This is a genomic window from Brevundimonas pishanensis, from assembly GCF_022750635.1.
GTDB lineage: Bacteria > Pseudomonadota > Alphaproteobacteria > Caulobacterales > Caulobacteraceae > Brevundimonas > Brevundimonas pishanensis.
Genome location: NZ_JAJKBG010000002.1, coordinates 419,967 through 434,196 on the forward strand (window position 1 = coordinate 419,967; position 14,230 = coordinate 434,196).

Sequence of the window (14,230 nt, forward strand, 5' to 3'; positions counted from 1 at the left end):
GATCAGAACATATTCAAGGCCAGCTTGGCCTCGTCACTCATACGCGATTGATCCCACGGCGGATCAAACGTGAGGTTGGCACGCGCAGAGCGCACACCTTCCACATTCAGGACAGCCGCCTCGACCCATGCAGGCATTTCACCGGCGACAGGGCAACCCGGTGCGGTCAGCGTCATGTCGATGACCACATCCTTATCGTCAGAAACGTCGACCTTGTAGATCAGGCCCAGTTCATAGATGTCGACCGGAATTTCGGGATCGTAGACGGTCTTCAATGCCGCGATCAGGTCGTCGGTCAGCTTGTCCAGCTCGGCCTGCGACAGAGCGCTTTGCTGCGGCTCGTTCCAGCTCTCGGCAAAGGCCGGGCTGTCGGTAATCGCATTGTCGGTTTTAGCGTCCATGATCGTCACACAAAGAAGTTCCGCGCCTTGATCAGCGCATCGGCGAAGGCATCAACCTCCTCCACCGTATTATATAGGGCGAACGAGGCGCGCGTGCTCGACGTCACGCCCAATCTTTTGGCTAGAGGTTCCGCACAGTGCAGGCCCGCGCGGACCGCCACGCCATAGCGGTCCATAATCTGGGCGATGTCGTGGGCGTGTGCACCTTCGACGGTAAAGGTCAGCAAAGCGCCCTTCCCTTCGGCGGTGCCCAGAATACGCAGCCAATTCAGACCGCCCAGACGTTCGACTGCACGGTCATACAGCGCCTGTTCGTGCGCGATGACAGCCTGCGGATCGAACGACATCAGCCATTCCAGCGCCGTGCCAAGGCCTACAGCCTCGATGATCGGCGGGGTCCCCGCTTCGAAACGATGCGGCGGCTTGGCATAGGTGATGCGCTCCTGCTCGACCGTCTCGATCATCTCGCCACCGCCTTGATACGGCGGCAGTGCCTCCAGAGCCTCGCTCGTGCCGTACAGCGCGCCAATGCCGGTCGGGCCATACAGCTTGTGGCCGGTGATAACGTAGAAGTCGCAGCCGATGGCTTGAACGTCCGGTGCAGCATGAACCGCACCCTGACACCCGTCGATGACGACCTTGGCACCCGCCGCGTGGGCCAGTCGGGTAATCTCGGCGACAGGATTGATGGTGCCCAACACATTCGACATGTGCGTCACGGCGACAACTCGGGTGCGCTCGTTCAGCAGGCCTTTGAAGGCCTCCATGTCCAGCGACCCATCGTCTTTGATCGGTGCGAAGCGCAGAACAGCACCTTTGCGCTCGCGCAGCAGGTGCCACGGGACAATGTTGGAGTGGTGCTCCATCTCGGTGACGATGATCTCGTCACCTTCCTTGATGGACAGGCCCAGACCGTTGGCGACCAGATTGAACGCTTCGGTGCCGCCCTTGGTCCAGACGATGTTTTCCGGCGACGGCGCGTTCAGGAAACGCGCCACCGTGGCACGTGCCGCCTCAAAGGCTTCGGTCGCCTCGTTCGACAGGGTGTGAAGCCCGCGGTGCACATTGGCATAGCCGTTGGACATCACGTCGACGAAGCGGTCGATCACCACCTGCGGCTTCTGGGCCGAGGCAGCGTTATCCAGATAGACCAGCGGACGGCCGTTCACCTGACGCGACAGGATCGGAAACTGTTCGCGTACGGCATAAGGGTCAAAAGTTTTCACAGACGATCCGTCAGCCATTGGTCAACCCGTTCGCGGATGTCTTCACGCTCGATGCGGTCCACGACTTCGCCAAGGAAGGCGGTCGTCAGCAGCGCACGGGCTTCGTCTTCGGTGATGCCGCGCGACTGCATGTAGAACAGGGCGGATTCATCCAGCGTACCGACCGTATTGCCGTGTGCGCACTGAACGTCATCGGCATAGATGATCAGTTCCGGCTTGGCGTCGATTTCGGCGCGTTCACCGGCGATCAGGGCGTGATGGCCCATGCGGGCATCGGTGCCATCGGCACCGCGCTCGACGATGATCTTGCCCTGGAACACACCGCGCGAGGTATCGCGGGCCACGCCCTTGGACAGTTGGCTGGTGGTCCCGTTTGCGGCCAGATGGTCGACCACGGTCGTCAGGTCCACGTGACGCGAACCGTTCAGGACATAGACGCCGTCCAGACGGGCATCTGCGCCATCGGCATAGTGGGCCAATCGGGTCTCAATCCGTTGAAGCTTGGCACCGGTCGAGACAACCGTCTGGGCAAGCTTGCCGCCGGCAGCCAAAGTGATTTCTGCATCAACGATCGAGACAGCGTCGGCCACGTCATCGGCGACAACAATCCGCGTCAAAAAGCCACCAGCCTCGACCACATAGGTGAGGCGAACGTGAGAGGCATAGGCCGAGCCTGCACCTTCATAGCTTTCAACGACCGTCACCGAGCTACCGGCCGGTACACGCACGTCATAGCGGGCACTGTGGGCTGTTCCCGTGGCGTCGGACACGAAGCGCAGAGCCAGAGTTTGCTTACCCGCAGCCGTGAAAGATGCCTCGTCCGACTGGCCATTGGCGAACACAACAACGGTGTCAGCAATGTCGTCGAAGGCACCGGCGGTGCCCACATTGGCCGTAGGCGAAACTTGGGGCGCGTCGCGAAGAACGCGCGCCAAGTCGCTGTATTTCCAAGCCTCGACCCGACGTGAAGGATAGGTCGTCGGATCCAGCAGGTTCAGTTGGGCCGATGCGCTCACGCAGCGGTCGGAAGGTATTTGTCATAACCTTCCGCCTCGAGTTGCAGAGCCAGTTCCGGTCCACCCGAAGCGACGATACGGCCGCCGGCCAGAACATGCACGCGGTCCGGTTTGATGTAATCCAGCAGGCGCTGATAGTGGGTGATGACCAGCATGGAACGGTCCGCACGGCGAAGCGCGTTCACGCCTTCGGACACAATGCGCAGAGCGTCGATGTCGAGGCCGGAGTCCGTTTCGTCGAGGATCAGCAGCGATGGCTCAAGAACCGCCATCTGTAGGATTTCCATGCGCTTCTTCTCACCACCCGAGAAGCCGACGTTCAGCGGGCGCTTGAGCATGTCGAAGTCCATCTTCAGGGACTTCGATGCTTCCTTCACCAGCTTCATGAACTGCGGAGCCGTCACCTCTTCTTCGCCACGCTGGCGGCGCTGGGCGTTAAGAGCCGTACGCACAAACGTCAGGGCCGGAACGCCCGGGATTTCGACCGGATACTGGAACGACAGGAACACACCTGCAGCTGCACGCTCGGCCGGATCCAGTTCCAGAACGTCAACGCCGTTCCAGCTTACCGAACCGTTGGTCACTTCATAATCAGGACGACCTGCGATCACATTACCGAGGGTCGACTTACCCGCACCGTTCGGGCCCATGATGGCGTGGACTTCACCCGCCGGCACTTCCAGCGACAGGCCTTTCAGGATGGCCTTATCTTCGACCGATGCGTGAAGGTTATAAATCTTAAGCATTGTTTTTGTTACCTTAGCCCACCGAGCCTTCAAGGCTGATGGCTACGAGTTTCTGCGCCTCTACGGCGAATTCCATCGGCAGTTCCTGCAGCACGTCGCGCACGAAACCGTTGACCAGCAGGGCCACTGCCTCTTCTTCCGAAAGGCCGCGCTGCTGGGCGTAGAACAGTTGGTCTTCCGACAGGCGGGTCGTCGTCGCCTCGTGCTCCATCTGGGCCGAGCCATTCTTGGCCTCGATGTACGGAATGGTGTGCGATCCGCACTCCTTACCGATCAGCAGGCTGTCGCACTGGGTGAAGTTGCGAACGCCCGACGCTTTGGGGTGTACCGAAACCAGGCCGCGATAGGTCGAGTCCGACTTACCCGCCGAAACCGCCTTGGCGATGATGCGCGACTTCGAATTCTTGCCCAGGTGGATCATCTTGGTGCCGGTGTCGGCCTGCTGATGACCATTGGTGATCGCGATCGAATAGAACTCGCCCGAGCTATCCTCGCCCTTGAGGATGCAGGACGGGTATTTCCACGTCACAGCCGATCCGGTCTCCACCTGCGTCCACGACACCTTGGAGCGGTCACCACGGCAATCCGCGCGCTTGGTCACGAAGTTGTAGATGCCGCCCTTGCCCTCGGAATCGCCGGGGTACCAGTTCTGGACGGTCGAGTATTTCACCTCGGCGTCGTCCAGAGCGACGATCTCGACCACAGCGGCATGAAGCTGGTTCTCGTCACGCATCGGTGCTGTGCAGCCCTCGAGGTACGAAACGTAGGAGCCCTTGTCGCAGATGATCAGGGTGCGCTCGAACTGGCCGGTCTGGCTGGCGTTGATGCGGAAATAGGTAGACAGCTCCATCGGGCAGCGAACGCCCGGCGGAACATAGACGAACGAGCCATCCGAAAAGACGGCGCTGTTCAGGGCAGCGAAATAGTTGTCCGAGACCGGAACGACCGAGCCCAGATATTGACGCACCAGATCAGGATATTCACGCAACGCCTCGGAAATAGGCATGAAAATCACGCCTGCCTTGGCCAGTTCCTCCTTGAAGGTGGTCACGACCGAGACGCTGTCGAACACAGCATCCACGGCCACCCGCGGCGCGCCCTGCACGCCCGCCAGAACTTCTTGCTCTTTCAGCGGGATGCCCAGTTTGGCGTAGATTTCCAGCAGTTCGGGATCGACCTCGTCCAGCGACTTCGGCCCGTCCTTCTTCTTCGGCGCAGCGTAGTAATACAGGTCCTGATAGTCGACCGGCGCATACTTCACCGCAGCCCAAGTCGGCTCTTCCATAGCCAACCAGCGCTCATAGGCCGCCAGACGCCATTCCAGCATCCATTCCGGCTCACCCTTCTTCTCGGAGATGAAGCGGACGATGTCGGGGCTCAGGCCCTTAGGCGCGAACTCCTGCTCAACTTCGGAGGTGAAGCCGTATTTATACCGCTCCAACTCGGCGACGGTATCGATAGTTTCTTTAACAGCGGCCATAAGTTACGCGACTTTCTTCACACCGGATGGGTGACGCGACTGGTGTTTTTCCCAAGCTGCGATCCAGGCATCGGCGAAGCGAACCCAATCGCTTTCGACCGTGCCCCAACCACCCGAAATCCTCACGCCGCCCGTCGCCAGGTGATCCAGCCCCATCGCCAACATGGTCTTGGAGGGTTTCACCTTGCCCGACGAGCAAGCCGATCCGGCAGAGATCATCACCCCGGCCAGATCCAAACTGATCAATTGCTGCGGGCTGTCCCAGCCCTCTACAGCCATAAACAATGTGTTCGGCAGGCGCGGTGCGCCATAACCGACGATGGTCGCACCAGCGGCCTTTACACGTGCTTCGGCGGCATCACGCCAGGCGGAATGATCGATACCTTCGCCCATTTCGCGCTGAACGCAGATCGCTGCGGCCCCAAATCCAGCAATCCCCGGAACATTCTCGGTACCTGCACGAAGGCCGCGCTCTTGACCCGCACCATGGACGATGCGGATGGCGTTCTTGCCCTCTGCCACAACCAATGCACCGACCCCTTGGGGGCCTCCGATCTTGTGCGCGGACAAGGTGACGGTATCGGCACCCAGTTTACGGATATCGACTTCGATCTTGCCCAACGTCTGGATCGCATCGACATGCATCCAGCCGCCCTGCGCGTGAACCAGTTCTGCAGCCCGCTCGACTGGCTGGATCACGCCGCTTTCGTTGTTTGCGTGGTGCAGGGCCACGAAGGTGCGCACACCATCGCTCAATGCGTTCTCAAGCCAGTCCAGATCAGCGACGCCCAGCCCATCGACCGGCATCACTTCGACGGGAACGCCAGCGTGAGCGGCAGCCTCAGCAACGCAAGGATGTTCGGTCGCATTGACGATCACGCGCTCGCAACCGGCAGCCACCGCACTGGCGATTGCCTGCGCGTTGGATTCCGTACCGCCGGAGGAAAAGATAATCGAGGTTGGATCGGCTCCAACAAGCTCGGCCACCGCAGCACGGGCAGTTTCGACACGCGCACGCGCCTTTCGGCCCAAGGCGTGGACCGCCGAAGGGTTACCGCCCGGCGACATTGCGTCGATGACAGCGTCACGCACCTCGGGTCGCACCAGACCCGAAGCGTTGTAATCCAGATAAATATTCATGCTGCGGCGTTCACCTGCGCGTTGCGACGCTCGCGAAGACGGTTCTTCACAACGTCGTCCAGCGAGACACTGGCCAGATATCGATGGATTTCAGCGCCCAGATCTTCCCAGAGGTTATGGGTGATACAGCGCTCGCCTGCCATCATACAGCCACCGGCTTTGACATGGCTCTCGCAACGCGTCGCACGGATAGGCTCGTCTACGGCGAGGACAATATCGGCAACCCATGTCTCCGACGTTGCTCTCGCCAGACGATAGCCGCCCCCCGGGCCGCGCACACTCGTCACCAGATCGGCTTTGCGCAGGCGCGCAAACAACTGTTCGAGATAAGAGAGCGATATTTCCTGACGCGCGGCGATTTCGGCAAGCGACACAGCCCTGTCCGCGCCATTGCGCGCCAGATCGGCCATCGCCATCACCGCATAACGACCCTTTGTTGAAAGGCGCATCGAAATCCTCAAAAAATGCACGCTTTTCAGGGTTGTTGTGGTAGAACCCGCGCCCTTACAGGCGAATGCGCGACACTGTGGGGCTTTAGAAAGTCCTACTGCGTTAGTCAAGTATTCTGCCGCGATGAAATACATGTTGAACGACAGGGACTCTGCGATCCATGCCTGAAGTCATTCTTCCCGGTGCAGCCGGCCGTATCGAAGGCCGTTATTCGCCGGGCAAGCGCCCCAATGCACCGATCGCGCTGATCCTGCACCCCCACCCGAAAGCGGGTGGCCACATGAACAATCCGGTCGCTGTGACCCTGCACAAGCTGTTCGTAGAGCGTGGCTTTGCCACCTTGCGCTACAACTCGCGCGGCGTGGGCAAGTCGCAGGGCGAGTTCGATAGCGGCATCGGCGAACTGGCAGACGCAGCGACCGCTCTGGACTGGCTGCAAGCCAATAACCCTGCTGCGACCCAGACGTGGGTGGCTGGTTATCAGTTTGGTGCCTACATCGGCATGCAACTGCTGATGCGCCGTCCCGAAACCGATGGTTTCATCTCGGTGTCGCCGCCGTCGAACATTTACGACTTCAGCTTCCTGGCACCTTGCCCAGCTTCGGGCCTGTTCCTGCACGGCACGGCTGACACGGTCGTCCCGCCGGTGGAAGTCGAGCGCGTGGTCAACAAGCTGCGCACCCAAAAGGGCATCATCATCGATTACGAACTGGAAGAAGGCGCTTCGCACTTCTGGCAGGACCACATGGGGGCCGTCGATCGCCGCGTCGGTGCCTATCTGGACAAGCGTCTGGAAGAAAAGCCGGCTTGATGGCTTGTGCGGTGGCATAGCCACCGCGCCCCTATGCTCGACCCGCGGGGTCTCGCGGCTTGAGGGGCAAGTCTAAAGATAAAAGGGCGCGCTTCCGGTTGGAGGCGCGCCTTTTTCATCAGCAGGGCATGGCTTGGAATCCAGCGACATACTCGGCGTATGTATCAGGGAAGCCCATCGCTCGGCGACGCTCGTCAACATTGTCTGGATCCTCTAGATACAGCGCAACCCAACGGCCATTCTCGCAAGCGACCTGAGAGCCATATCGCTGTGGCCGTTGCTCGGACAAGGCCAGACGGTCGTACATCAACGCATAGGCCGGGCCAGCAACCTCGCCCTGCGCGACCAAAGGCTCGAGCACCGGCACAAAACGCCGCCAAGTCTCAACATCGGAGTGCTGGACGACATAAAAGGCCGTCGTAGCAACCTCGTCGCCATAGCGACTACGCAGATACCAGCCCTCGGGCGGCAAATGATCCAACACGATCTGGAGGTTCTTGCGGTCCTGATCCTCCATTATCGGCCTAAGAGCGGCGCGAGCTTCCGCTTTGTCTTCTACCGACATGCTACTGCGCATGATGTCGCTGATGGCCGTGCGCGGAGCCTGATCCAGCACATAGACGCTGGCAAAGCGCGTTTTCAGGTCTGCATCCGGCGGCAGGCTATCCAGCTTCGCGCGCTCCTGATCCATCTTCTGGACCAGTGTTACGATGAACTGGTCGGACGGTGACTGTTCTGCACAGCCTCCCAGACAAAGCAGACCTACAGCAAACAGCCAAACCATCGCACCCGCTCCTTAATGCTCGGCGTCGCGCTCCACCACTGCCACCGGACGGTGAGCACGGACACACCAGATAACACTGATCACCATCAAGATCATCGCTACGATCTCAATCGCCGTCGGTCCGCGCTGTTCCAGAATGAAGCCGTAAAGGAAGGCAAAGAGCGTTTCGAAAACGATCATCTGACCGAGCATGGTCAAGGGCAACAGGCGGCTGGCGCGGTTCCATAGAGCGTTGCCAACGACCGATGCCAGAATCGCGATGCCGACGCTGACGGCGAGGAAGCGGGTCCACACTTCGCTGTTCATCGCGCCCATGGTCAGAGATGCAGGAATGATCAGCAGCAGGGCGAGCGCCCCTGTCATGACACCGATCAGCAGCGACCAGTCGTGCGAGCTGACATGGCTGAGGCGCACCATCCAGCGGCTGTTTCCCACGGCATAGGCCGTCCACACCACCAGTGCGATCAGGGCGCACGCCAGCCCTATCAGCACTGTCGCCAGACTGCTGTCGGCGGCCAAATGGCCGCGCGTCAGGCTCTCCCAGCCGATGAGCCCGATAGCTACGGCGGCAACGGCGATGGGCGGGCCAACATGGCTGACAGGCGGAGAGTCCTTGTCGCGCAGCCCCCACAGCGCCACGACGACAGGCACAGCCCCGACGATCAACGCCGAGGCGGCGACCCCTGCGAAATGCACGGAAACCACGAGGAACAGGTAATAAACTACATTGCCTGCGAGGCTCAGCCAGACCAGAGCCCACCACGTCTTGGCGTCCAACAGCGCCACCAATCGCTTCCAGCGCGGCGCGATCAACATAGCGGCAATCAGGCCATATGAGATGTAGCGCCCCGCCGCCAACAGCCACGGCGATGCTTCCGGAACGAGCTTGGGCGCGAGGAAGACCAGCCCCCACATGGCGCCCGCGCCCAAACCGCTGAGGACGCCCCACAAACGCGCACTGGATACTGTCACTTACTCGTCTCCGGGAAGAACGGTTTGGCCGCCCGTCAAAGGTTGTGTGACGCCTGTCGTGCCGGGGAAGCTGATAGGCAAACCAAGGTGGCTGCGCGCGGCCAGATAGGCGAAGGCTTCGGCCTCGATGCTGTCACCGCGCCAGCCCTTATCTTCAGCCGTTGTTACGGGCATCGACAGACGCGAGCGGATGGCATCCATCAGCGCAGGATTTCGACGTCCGCCACCGCATACGATGACTTCCTTGGGCGCTTCGCTGCAACGACCGACGCCCAGCGCCACGGCCTGAGCCGCAAACGCCGTTAGGGTCGCGGCGGCGTCCTCGATTGCCAGATGCTCGACGGCATCCAGCGAGAAGTCGAAGCGGTCGAGAGACTTCGGCCCCGTCGTCTTGAAGTACGGGTGCGAGAGGTAATCGGCCAGCACTGCCTCATCGACCGTACCGGCCCGTGCCAGTGCGCCGTTCTCGTCCATGCGCTTGCGTGTGCGCGACTGAACCAGAAGATCGACCATTCCGTTCGCGGGCCCCGTATCGAACGCTTCAAGCTCACCGTCAGCGCGAACAAGAGTGATGTTCCCTACGCCCCCAAGGTTCAACACGGCCACCGGTCCCGAAAGGCCCGAATAACGCACCAGAGCCGCGTGATAGACTGGGGCCAAAGGTGCGCCCTGCCCGCCTGCGGCGACATCTGCGGTGCGGAAATCGAAGACAACGGGTCGGCCCAAACCGTCGGCCACCGCCTGAGCGTCGATCAACTGGACCGTGCGACCAACCTGCTCTTCGGTCGGTGCCTCGTGCAACACGGTCTGTCCGTGCACACCCACCAGATCGAGCGAAGACGTCTTCACCCCGTTCATCGCCATAAACGACAGCGACGCGGCCAGATGTGCGTCGGCCACCGCAGCGCGCGCGTCGTCAAAGCTCTCCGGCTCTTCCTCGTCGCGCTCCCAGTCGAAAGCGTCTTCGATGGCGTATTCGAGGGCCTCGCGCGTGTCGGGGTCCAGCTTCATCTCGCCTGCTGGACCGAACCCGATAATGTCGTGCCCGTCCGTCTCCAGAACCGCCATATCCACGGCATCCAGAGAAGTGCCCGTCATGAAACCGAGCACGCGAAGGGTCTTGTTAGAAGCTTGAACCGTCATGCGGCTTGACTGCCACGTCACGTTAGCCGTAGCTAGATGCATGATCGCACGTGACGTTCTTTTCGTGACCTATTATTACGGCCTCGCCTAAGCGAGCGGCCGCGATCTTTGCCGCCCATTCCTTGGCGGCTGTATTCTCCGGAAAAATAGCCGCCGTTCTGACTGTAACGGATCTGCTATGACCGAGACCGCCTTTAAGTCCGACTTCCTGAAGACCCTTCAGGAACGTGGCTATATTCACCAGATTACCCACCCGTCCGAACTGGACGAGGCTGCGGCAAAAGGTGTTGTCACCGGCTATATCGGCTTTGACGCAACGGCCCCGTCGCTACACGTCGGCTCGCTGATCCAGATCATGATGCTGCGTCGTCTCCAGCAGGCCGGCCACAAACCGATCGTCCTGATGGGTGGTGGCACGACCCGCGTCGGCGACCCCACGGGCAAGGACGCCTCGCGCCCGCAACTGACCGATGAGACCATTCAGGCCAATATCGACGGCATCCAGAAGGTCTTTGCCAAATTCCTGACGTTCGGTGATGGCCCGACCGATGCTGTCATGCTGAACAATGACGAGTGGCTGTCCAAGTTCGGCTATGTGCAGTTCCTGCGCGACTTCGGCACCCACTTCACCATCAACCGCATGCTGGCTTACGACTCGGTCAAGCTGCGCCTCGAGCGTGAACAGCCGATGACCTTCCTCGAGTTCAACTACATGCTGATGCAGTCGGTAGATTTCCTGGAACTGAACCGTTCGCACAATGTCACCCTGCAAATGGGCGGCTCGGACCAGTGGGGCAACATCACCTCGGGCGTGGACCTCGTGCGTCGCGTGGACCAGAAGTCGTCCTTCGGCCTGACCACGCCGCTGCTGACGACCGCGTCGGGCGGCAAGATGGGCAAGACCGCTGGCGGCGCGATCTGGTTGAACGAAGAGCAGCTCAGCTCCTACGACTACTGGCAGTTCTGGCGTAACGTTGAAGACGCCGACGTCTGTCGCTTCATGCGCCTGTTTACCGACCTGTCTCTGGAAGAGATCGCCGCGTTCGAGGCCATGGAAGGCGCTCAAATCAACGAAGCCAAGAAGGCCCTCGCCGACGCCACCACCACCATGATGCACGGTGAAGAAGCGGCCAAGGCTGCCCGCGCTGCTGCTGAAGCCGCGTTCGAGAAAGGTCAGTTGTCCGCTGACCTTCCGACGGTCGAACTGCCGCGTGACGAAGTGTTCGGTGCCATGATCGCTGCCGTTCTGACCAAGTCTGGCCTCAGCCAGTCCAACGGCGAAGCGCGCCGTCTGGCCCAAGGCGGCGGTCTGCGTCTGAACGATGTGGCCGTCACTGATGGCGCACAACTGGTGACCGAAGCGGACATGAATGCCGATGGCGTCATCAAGCTGGCCGCCGGCAAGAAGAAGATCGTGCTGGTCAAGCCGGTCTGATCAAACCGAATGAGGCCCGCGCGGGTCGTCGTATTTCCTGAGTTAAAGCAGATGACTGAATTAAACACCGGCAATCCGGCACCCGCGCTGGTTCTTGCGACGGATGGCGAAGGCCAGTTCGACCTCGCGGCCCACAAGGGTCGCAAGGTCGTGGTCTATTTCTATCCCAAGGCCGACACGCCCGGCTGCACAACTGAGGGTCAGGACTTCTCTGCCCTCGCCGATCAGTTCGAGGCTGCCAACACCGTCGTCATCGGCATCTCGCGCGATCCCGTGAAAAAGCTCGATAAGTTTAAAACCAAGCATGGCCTCAAGGTTATCCTTGGCTCGGACGAGGAAGGCGTCGTGACCGAGGCGTGGGGCGTTTGGATCCTCAAAAAGCTTTATGGCCGCGAATACATGGGCATAGAGCGCGCCACCTTCCTGATCGACAGCCAAGGCGCAATCGCCGGGGTCTGGCACAATGTGAAGGTCAAAGGCCACGCTTCAGCTGTGCTGAAGGCTGCGCAGGCCCTTTAAAAGAGCGGCCGATTGGAAAAACACACATTTCTCCATTTGATCGAACATCGATTTACCGTTGATATACCCAAGCTGTAACAAGGTTCGGTGAGTCGGTTCATCAAAAGCGCGACCTTGCGCCCCCCCGGAGGTTTGTATGTTTAATAAGGGTAAGCCCTATGTTCCGCCCCCTACCCGCGCGATGGGTACAGCAAGCGGTCATGACGACCTTCATGATCTGGACGACGCAGAACTCGAACTAGACACTGAAGTCCTCAGCGATATCGAACCCGCTACACCATCTACGGCCTATAGCCACGCCGCCGAGGAACGAATGGGCAGTCACGAAGACCAGGCCGCGGAAGAGTCCGTGATTCACGTGGCCCCTACCTCTTCCGCCCAAGTGAGCGAAGATCCTGGTCCTGCCCCCGCCCCTGCTACTGCTCCGCAGGGCCTTTCCGACACCGTCGGGCAGGGTGGCGGCGCTCGCTCCTCCGGTGGCTGGGGCAGCGGACGCACAGGCGGTGCTGGCGGATCCGGTGGGTCCGGCGGCGGTTTTGGATCTAACCCTTCACGTCCTAGTAGAGAGGCGGCTTCGGTGCTCGGTAACGGAATGACCTTTGAGGGCGACATCTCTGGTGTCGGCGAACTCGTAATCGAAGGCACTGTGAAGGGCGACGTGCGCGTTTCCCAGGTGCTGATCAACGAGAAAGGCGCAGTCGAGGGCACCGTTCACGCTGACGTTCTGGATGTGCGTGGTCGTGTCAGCGGTGCAATCGTTGCCAAACAGGTTCACCTGCACGCCTCGTCCCATGTCGAAGGCGACATAACGCAAGAACAGCTGGTGATCGAACGCGGTGCATGGTTCTCGGGTCGCTCGACCCAAGCCAAACGTGGCGAAGAAGCACCTGCAGCCCAAGACTAAGCGGTCTGCATAAGCAACAAAAAAGGGGATGGCGTGCCATCCCCTTTTCTAATTTCTGACCTAACAGATCAGCTATCGCGCGTTTCGCCCACGCGTGCCGCCAGAGCGGCACCCATGAAGGCATCGAGATCACCGTCAAGAACACCTTGGGTATCCGAGGTTTCGACGTTGGTGCGCAGGTCTTTGACCATTTGATACGGCTGCAAAACATACGACCGGATCTGGTGACCCCAGCCGATATCGGTCTTGGCATCTGCCAGCGCCTGAGCCGCAGCCTCGCGCTTTTGCAGTTCCAGCTCGTACAGACGTGCACGCAGCATCTTCCACGCTTGTTCGCGGTTCTGATGCTGCGAACGGCCTGCCTGACACGCCACAACCGTATTGGTCGGAATGTGGGTCAGTCGGACAGCCGAGTCCGTCTTGTTGATGTGCTGACCACCCGCGCCAGAAGCACGGTAGGTGTCCGTGCGAACATCGGCAGGGTTGATGTCGATCTCGATGGTGTCATCCACCACAGGCGACACGCCGATCGAGGCGAATGAAGTGTGGCGCTTGGCTGCCGCGTCATAAGGGCTGATGCGGACCAGACGGTGCACGCCCGATTCCGACTTCAGCCAGCCATAGGCGTTCGGGCCCTTCACCAGAATGGTGGCGGACTTGATACCGGCTTGTTCACCCGCTTCTTCCGCTTCAAGCTCGACTTCGTAGCCGTGGGCTTTGGCCCAACGCGAGTACATGCGCAGCAGGATACCGGCCCAGTCGTTCGACTCGGTACCACCGGCACCCGAGTTCACTTCCAGATAGGCATCATTACCGTCGGCCTCACCCGAAAGCAGCGCTTCCAGTTCGGCGCGCGCAGCACGCTCCTTGATGCCACGCAGCAATACGCGAGCTTCTTCGAGAGCGGCTTCATCGCCTTCTTCGTCGGCCATTTCAGCCAGCATCAGGCCGTCTTCCAGATCGCGTTCCATCTGTCTGACGGTATTGATCTGGCCTTCCAGACGCGAACGGTCGCGGCTGACAGCTTGGGCTTGTTCGGGATCGTCCCAAAGCGTCGGGTCTTCAACGCGGGCGTTAAGCTCGTCGAGCTTTCTTAGAGCGACATCCCAGTCAAAGTCGCCTCCTGAGCAGAGCAACGCTCTGCTCGATGTCGGCCTTCATGGCCTCGACATCCAGTCTCATCGCAAACTCCTACGCGATTTA

At 60.4% G+C, this 14,230-nt stretch carries 15 protein-coding genes; 4 read left to right on the forward strand and 11 right to left on the reverse strand.

All coding sequences use genetic code 11. The features are described from left to right. Window positions 1-2 precede the first annotated feature (2 nt). Genes LOX95_RS05870 through LOX95_RS05900 form a run of 7 tightly spaced genes read right to left on the reverse strand, consistent with a single transcriptional unit; the run spans window position 3 to window position 6,458 of the window. Window positions 3-401 carry an SUF system Fe-S cluster assembly protein gene (locus LOX95_RS05870; RefSeq protein WP_242913527.1) on the reverse strand — a complete coding sequence of 133 codons (399 nt, stop codon included), beginning with the start codon at window positions 399-401 and terminating at the stop codon, window positions 3-5. Between the two features lie 5 nt (window positions 402-406). Then, window positions 407-1,645, reverse strand: a complete 1,239-nt coding sequence (locus tag LOX95_RS05875; protein ID WP_242913528.1) for an aminotransferase class V-fold PLP-dependent enzyme — start codon at window positions 1,643-1,645, stop codon at window positions 407-409. Continuing rightward, complete coding sequence (gene sufD, locus LOX95_RS05880) at window positions 1,624-2,643, reverse strand: Fe-S cluster assembly protein SufD (protein ID WP_242913529.1); 1,020 nt, start codon at window positions 2,641-2,643, stop codon at window positions 1,624-1,626. The genes LOX95_RS05875 and sufD overlap by 22 nt, the downstream gene beginning before the upstream one ends. Continuing rightward, window positions 2,640-3,389 (reverse strand): Fe-S cluster assembly ATPase SufC, encoded by a 750-nt coding sequence (gene sufC / locus LOX95_RS05885; RefSeq protein WP_242913530.1) that lies wholly within the window; start codon window positions 3,387-3,389, stop codon window positions 2,640-2,642. The genes sufD and sufC overlap by 4 nt, the downstream gene beginning before the upstream one ends. Window positions 3,390-3,402: 13 nt before the next feature. Continuing rightward, complete coding sequence (gene sufB, locus LOX95_RS05890) at window positions 3,403-4,869, reverse strand: Fe-S cluster assembly protein SufB (RefSeq protein WP_242913531.1); 1,467 nt, start codon at window positions 4,867-4,869, stop codon at window positions 3,403-3,405. Window positions 4,870-4,872: 3 nt separating this feature from the next. Next, window positions 4,873-6,009 carry a cysteine desulfurase family protein gene (locus LOX95_RS05895; RefSeq protein ID WP_242913532.1) on the reverse strand — a complete coding sequence of 379 codons (1,137 nt, stop codon included), beginning with the start codon at window positions 6,007-6,009 and terminating at the stop codon, window positions 4,873-4,875. Continuing rightward, window positions 6,006-6,458: an Rrf2 family transcriptional regulator gene (locus LOX95_RS05900; protein WP_242913533.1), complete on the reverse strand. Its 453-nt coding sequence runs from the start codon at window positions 6,456-6,458 to the stop codon at window positions 6,006-6,008. Before LOX95_RS05900 ends, LOX95_RS05895 begins: the two co-directional genes overlap by 4 nt. 161 nt (window positions 6,459-6,619) lie before the next feature. Between LOX95_RS05900 and LOX95_RS05905 the strand changes: the two genes are divergently transcribed. Beyond that, entirely contained in the window at window positions 6,620-7,270 is a 651-nt protein-coding gene (locus LOX95_RS05905; protein WP_242913534.1) for an alpha/beta hydrolase, read from the forward strand. 118 nt (window positions 7,271-7,388) lie between these two features. Here the strand turns inward: LOX95_RS05905 and LOX95_RS05910 are convergent, their stop codons facing one another. From LOX95_RS05910 to LOX95_RS05920, 3 genes are read right to left on the reverse strand one after another with little or no spacing between them, the layout of a single operon-like run. Beyond that, entirely contained in the window at window positions 7,389-8,054 is a 666-nt protein-coding gene (locus LOX95_RS05910; protein ID WP_242913535.1) for a DUF6624 domain-containing protein, read from the reverse strand. A gap of 12 nt (window positions 8,055-8,066) precedes the next feature. Continuing rightward, window positions 8,067-9,026: a DMT family transporter gene (locus tag LOX95_RS05915; protein ID WP_242913536.1), complete on the reverse strand. Its 960-nt coding sequence runs from the start codon at window positions 9,024-9,026 to the stop codon at window positions 8,067-8,069. Continuing rightward, window positions 9,027-10,169, reverse strand: a complete 1,143-nt coding sequence (locus LOX95_RS05920) for an anhydro-N-acetylmuramic acid kinase (RefSeq protein ID WP_242913537.1) — start codon at window positions 10,167-10,169, stop codon at window positions 9,027-9,029. It lies immediately after the preceding gene. Window positions 10,170-10,347: 178 nt separating this feature from the next. Here LOX95_RS05920 and tyrS point away from each other — a divergent pair, with 178 nt between their 5' ends. The 3 genes from tyrS (at window position 10,348) to LOX95_RS05935 (ending at window position 13,027) form a co-directional block, all read left to right on the forward strand. Further along, window positions 10,348-11,604, forward strand: a complete 1,257-nt coding sequence (gene tyrS, locus LOX95_RS05925; protein WP_242913538.1) for a tyrosine--tRNA ligase — start codon at window positions 10,348-10,350, stop codon at window positions 11,602-11,604. Window positions 11,605-11,655: 51 nt separating this feature from the next. Then, entirely contained in the window at window positions 11,656-12,123 is a 468-nt protein-coding gene (bcp, locus tag LOX95_RS05930) for a thioredoxin-dependent thiol peroxidase (RefSeq protein WP_242913539.1), read from the forward strand. Window positions 12,124-12,259: 136 nt separating this feature from the next. After that, window positions 12,260-13,027 carry a bactofilin family protein gene (locus LOX95_RS05935; RefSeq protein ID WP_242913540.1) on the forward strand — a complete coding sequence of 256 codons (768 nt, stop codon included), beginning with the start codon at window positions 12,260-12,262 and terminating at the stop codon, window positions 13,025-13,027. Between the two features lie 68 nt (window positions 13,028-13,095). Here the strand turns inward: LOX95_RS05935 and prfB are convergent. Further along, window positions 13,096-14,209, reverse strand: a protein-coding gene (gene prfB, locus LOX95_RS05940; RefSeq protein WP_242913541.1) for a peptide chain release factor 2 whose coding sequence is annotated in 2 segments (ribosomal slippage) — window positions 13,096-14,139 and window positions 14,141-14,209 — 1,113 coding nt in all. Because the reading frame shifts where the segments join, the coding sequence is not laid out codon by codon here. Window positions 14,210-14,230: the final 21 nt, after the last annotated feature.

Bases quoted from the DNA above. Each gene is read 5' to 3' on its own strand.
- tyrS (WP_242913538.1), top strand. From the start codon at position 10,348: ATGACCGAGACCGCCTTTAAGTCCGACTTCCTGAAGACCCTTCAGGAA.
- sufC (WP_242913530.1), bottom strand. From the start codon at position 3,389: ATGCTTAAGATTTATAACCTTCACGCATCGGTCGAAGATAAGGCCATC.
- LOX95_RS05935 (WP_242913540.1), top strand. From the start codon at position 12,260: ATGTTTAATAAGGGTAAGCCCTATGTTCCGCCCCCTACCCGCGCGATG.
- LOX95_RS05920 (WP_242913537.1), bottom strand. From the start codon at position 10,169: ATGACGGTTCAAGCTTCTAACAAGACCCTTCGCGTGCTCGGTTTCATG.
- bcp (WP_242913539.1), top strand. From the start codon at position 11,656: ATGACTGAATTAAACACCGGCAATCCGGCACCCGCGCTGGTTCTTGCG.
- LOX95_RS05910 (WP_242913535.1), bottom strand. From the start codon at position 8,054: ATGGTTTGGCTGTTTGCTGTAGGTCTGCTTTGTCTGGGAGGCTGTGCA.
- LOX95_RS05900 (WP_242913533.1), bottom strand. From the start codon at position 6,458: ATGCGCCTTTCAACAAAGGGTCGTTATGCGGTGATGGCGATGGCCGAT.
- LOX95_RS05905 (WP_242913534.1), top strand. From the start codon at position 6,620: ATGCCTGAAGTCATTCTTCCCGGTGCAGCCGGCCGTATCGAAGGCCGT.
- LOX95_RS05870 (WP_242913527.1), bottom strand. From the start codon at position 401: ATGGACGCTAAAACCGACAATGCGATTACCGACAGCCCGGCCTTTGCC.
- LOX95_RS05875 (WP_242913528.1), bottom strand. From the start codon at position 1,645: ATGGCTGACGGATCGTCTGTGAAAACTTTTGACCCTTATGCCGTACGC.
- LOX95_RS05895 (WP_242913532.1), bottom strand. From the start codon at position 6,009: ATGAATATTTATCTGGATTACAACGCTTCGGGTCTGGTGCGACCCGAG.
- sufB (WP_242913531.1), bottom strand. From the start codon at position 4,869: ATGGCCGCTGTTAAAGAAACTATCGATACCGTCGCCGAGTTGGAGCGG.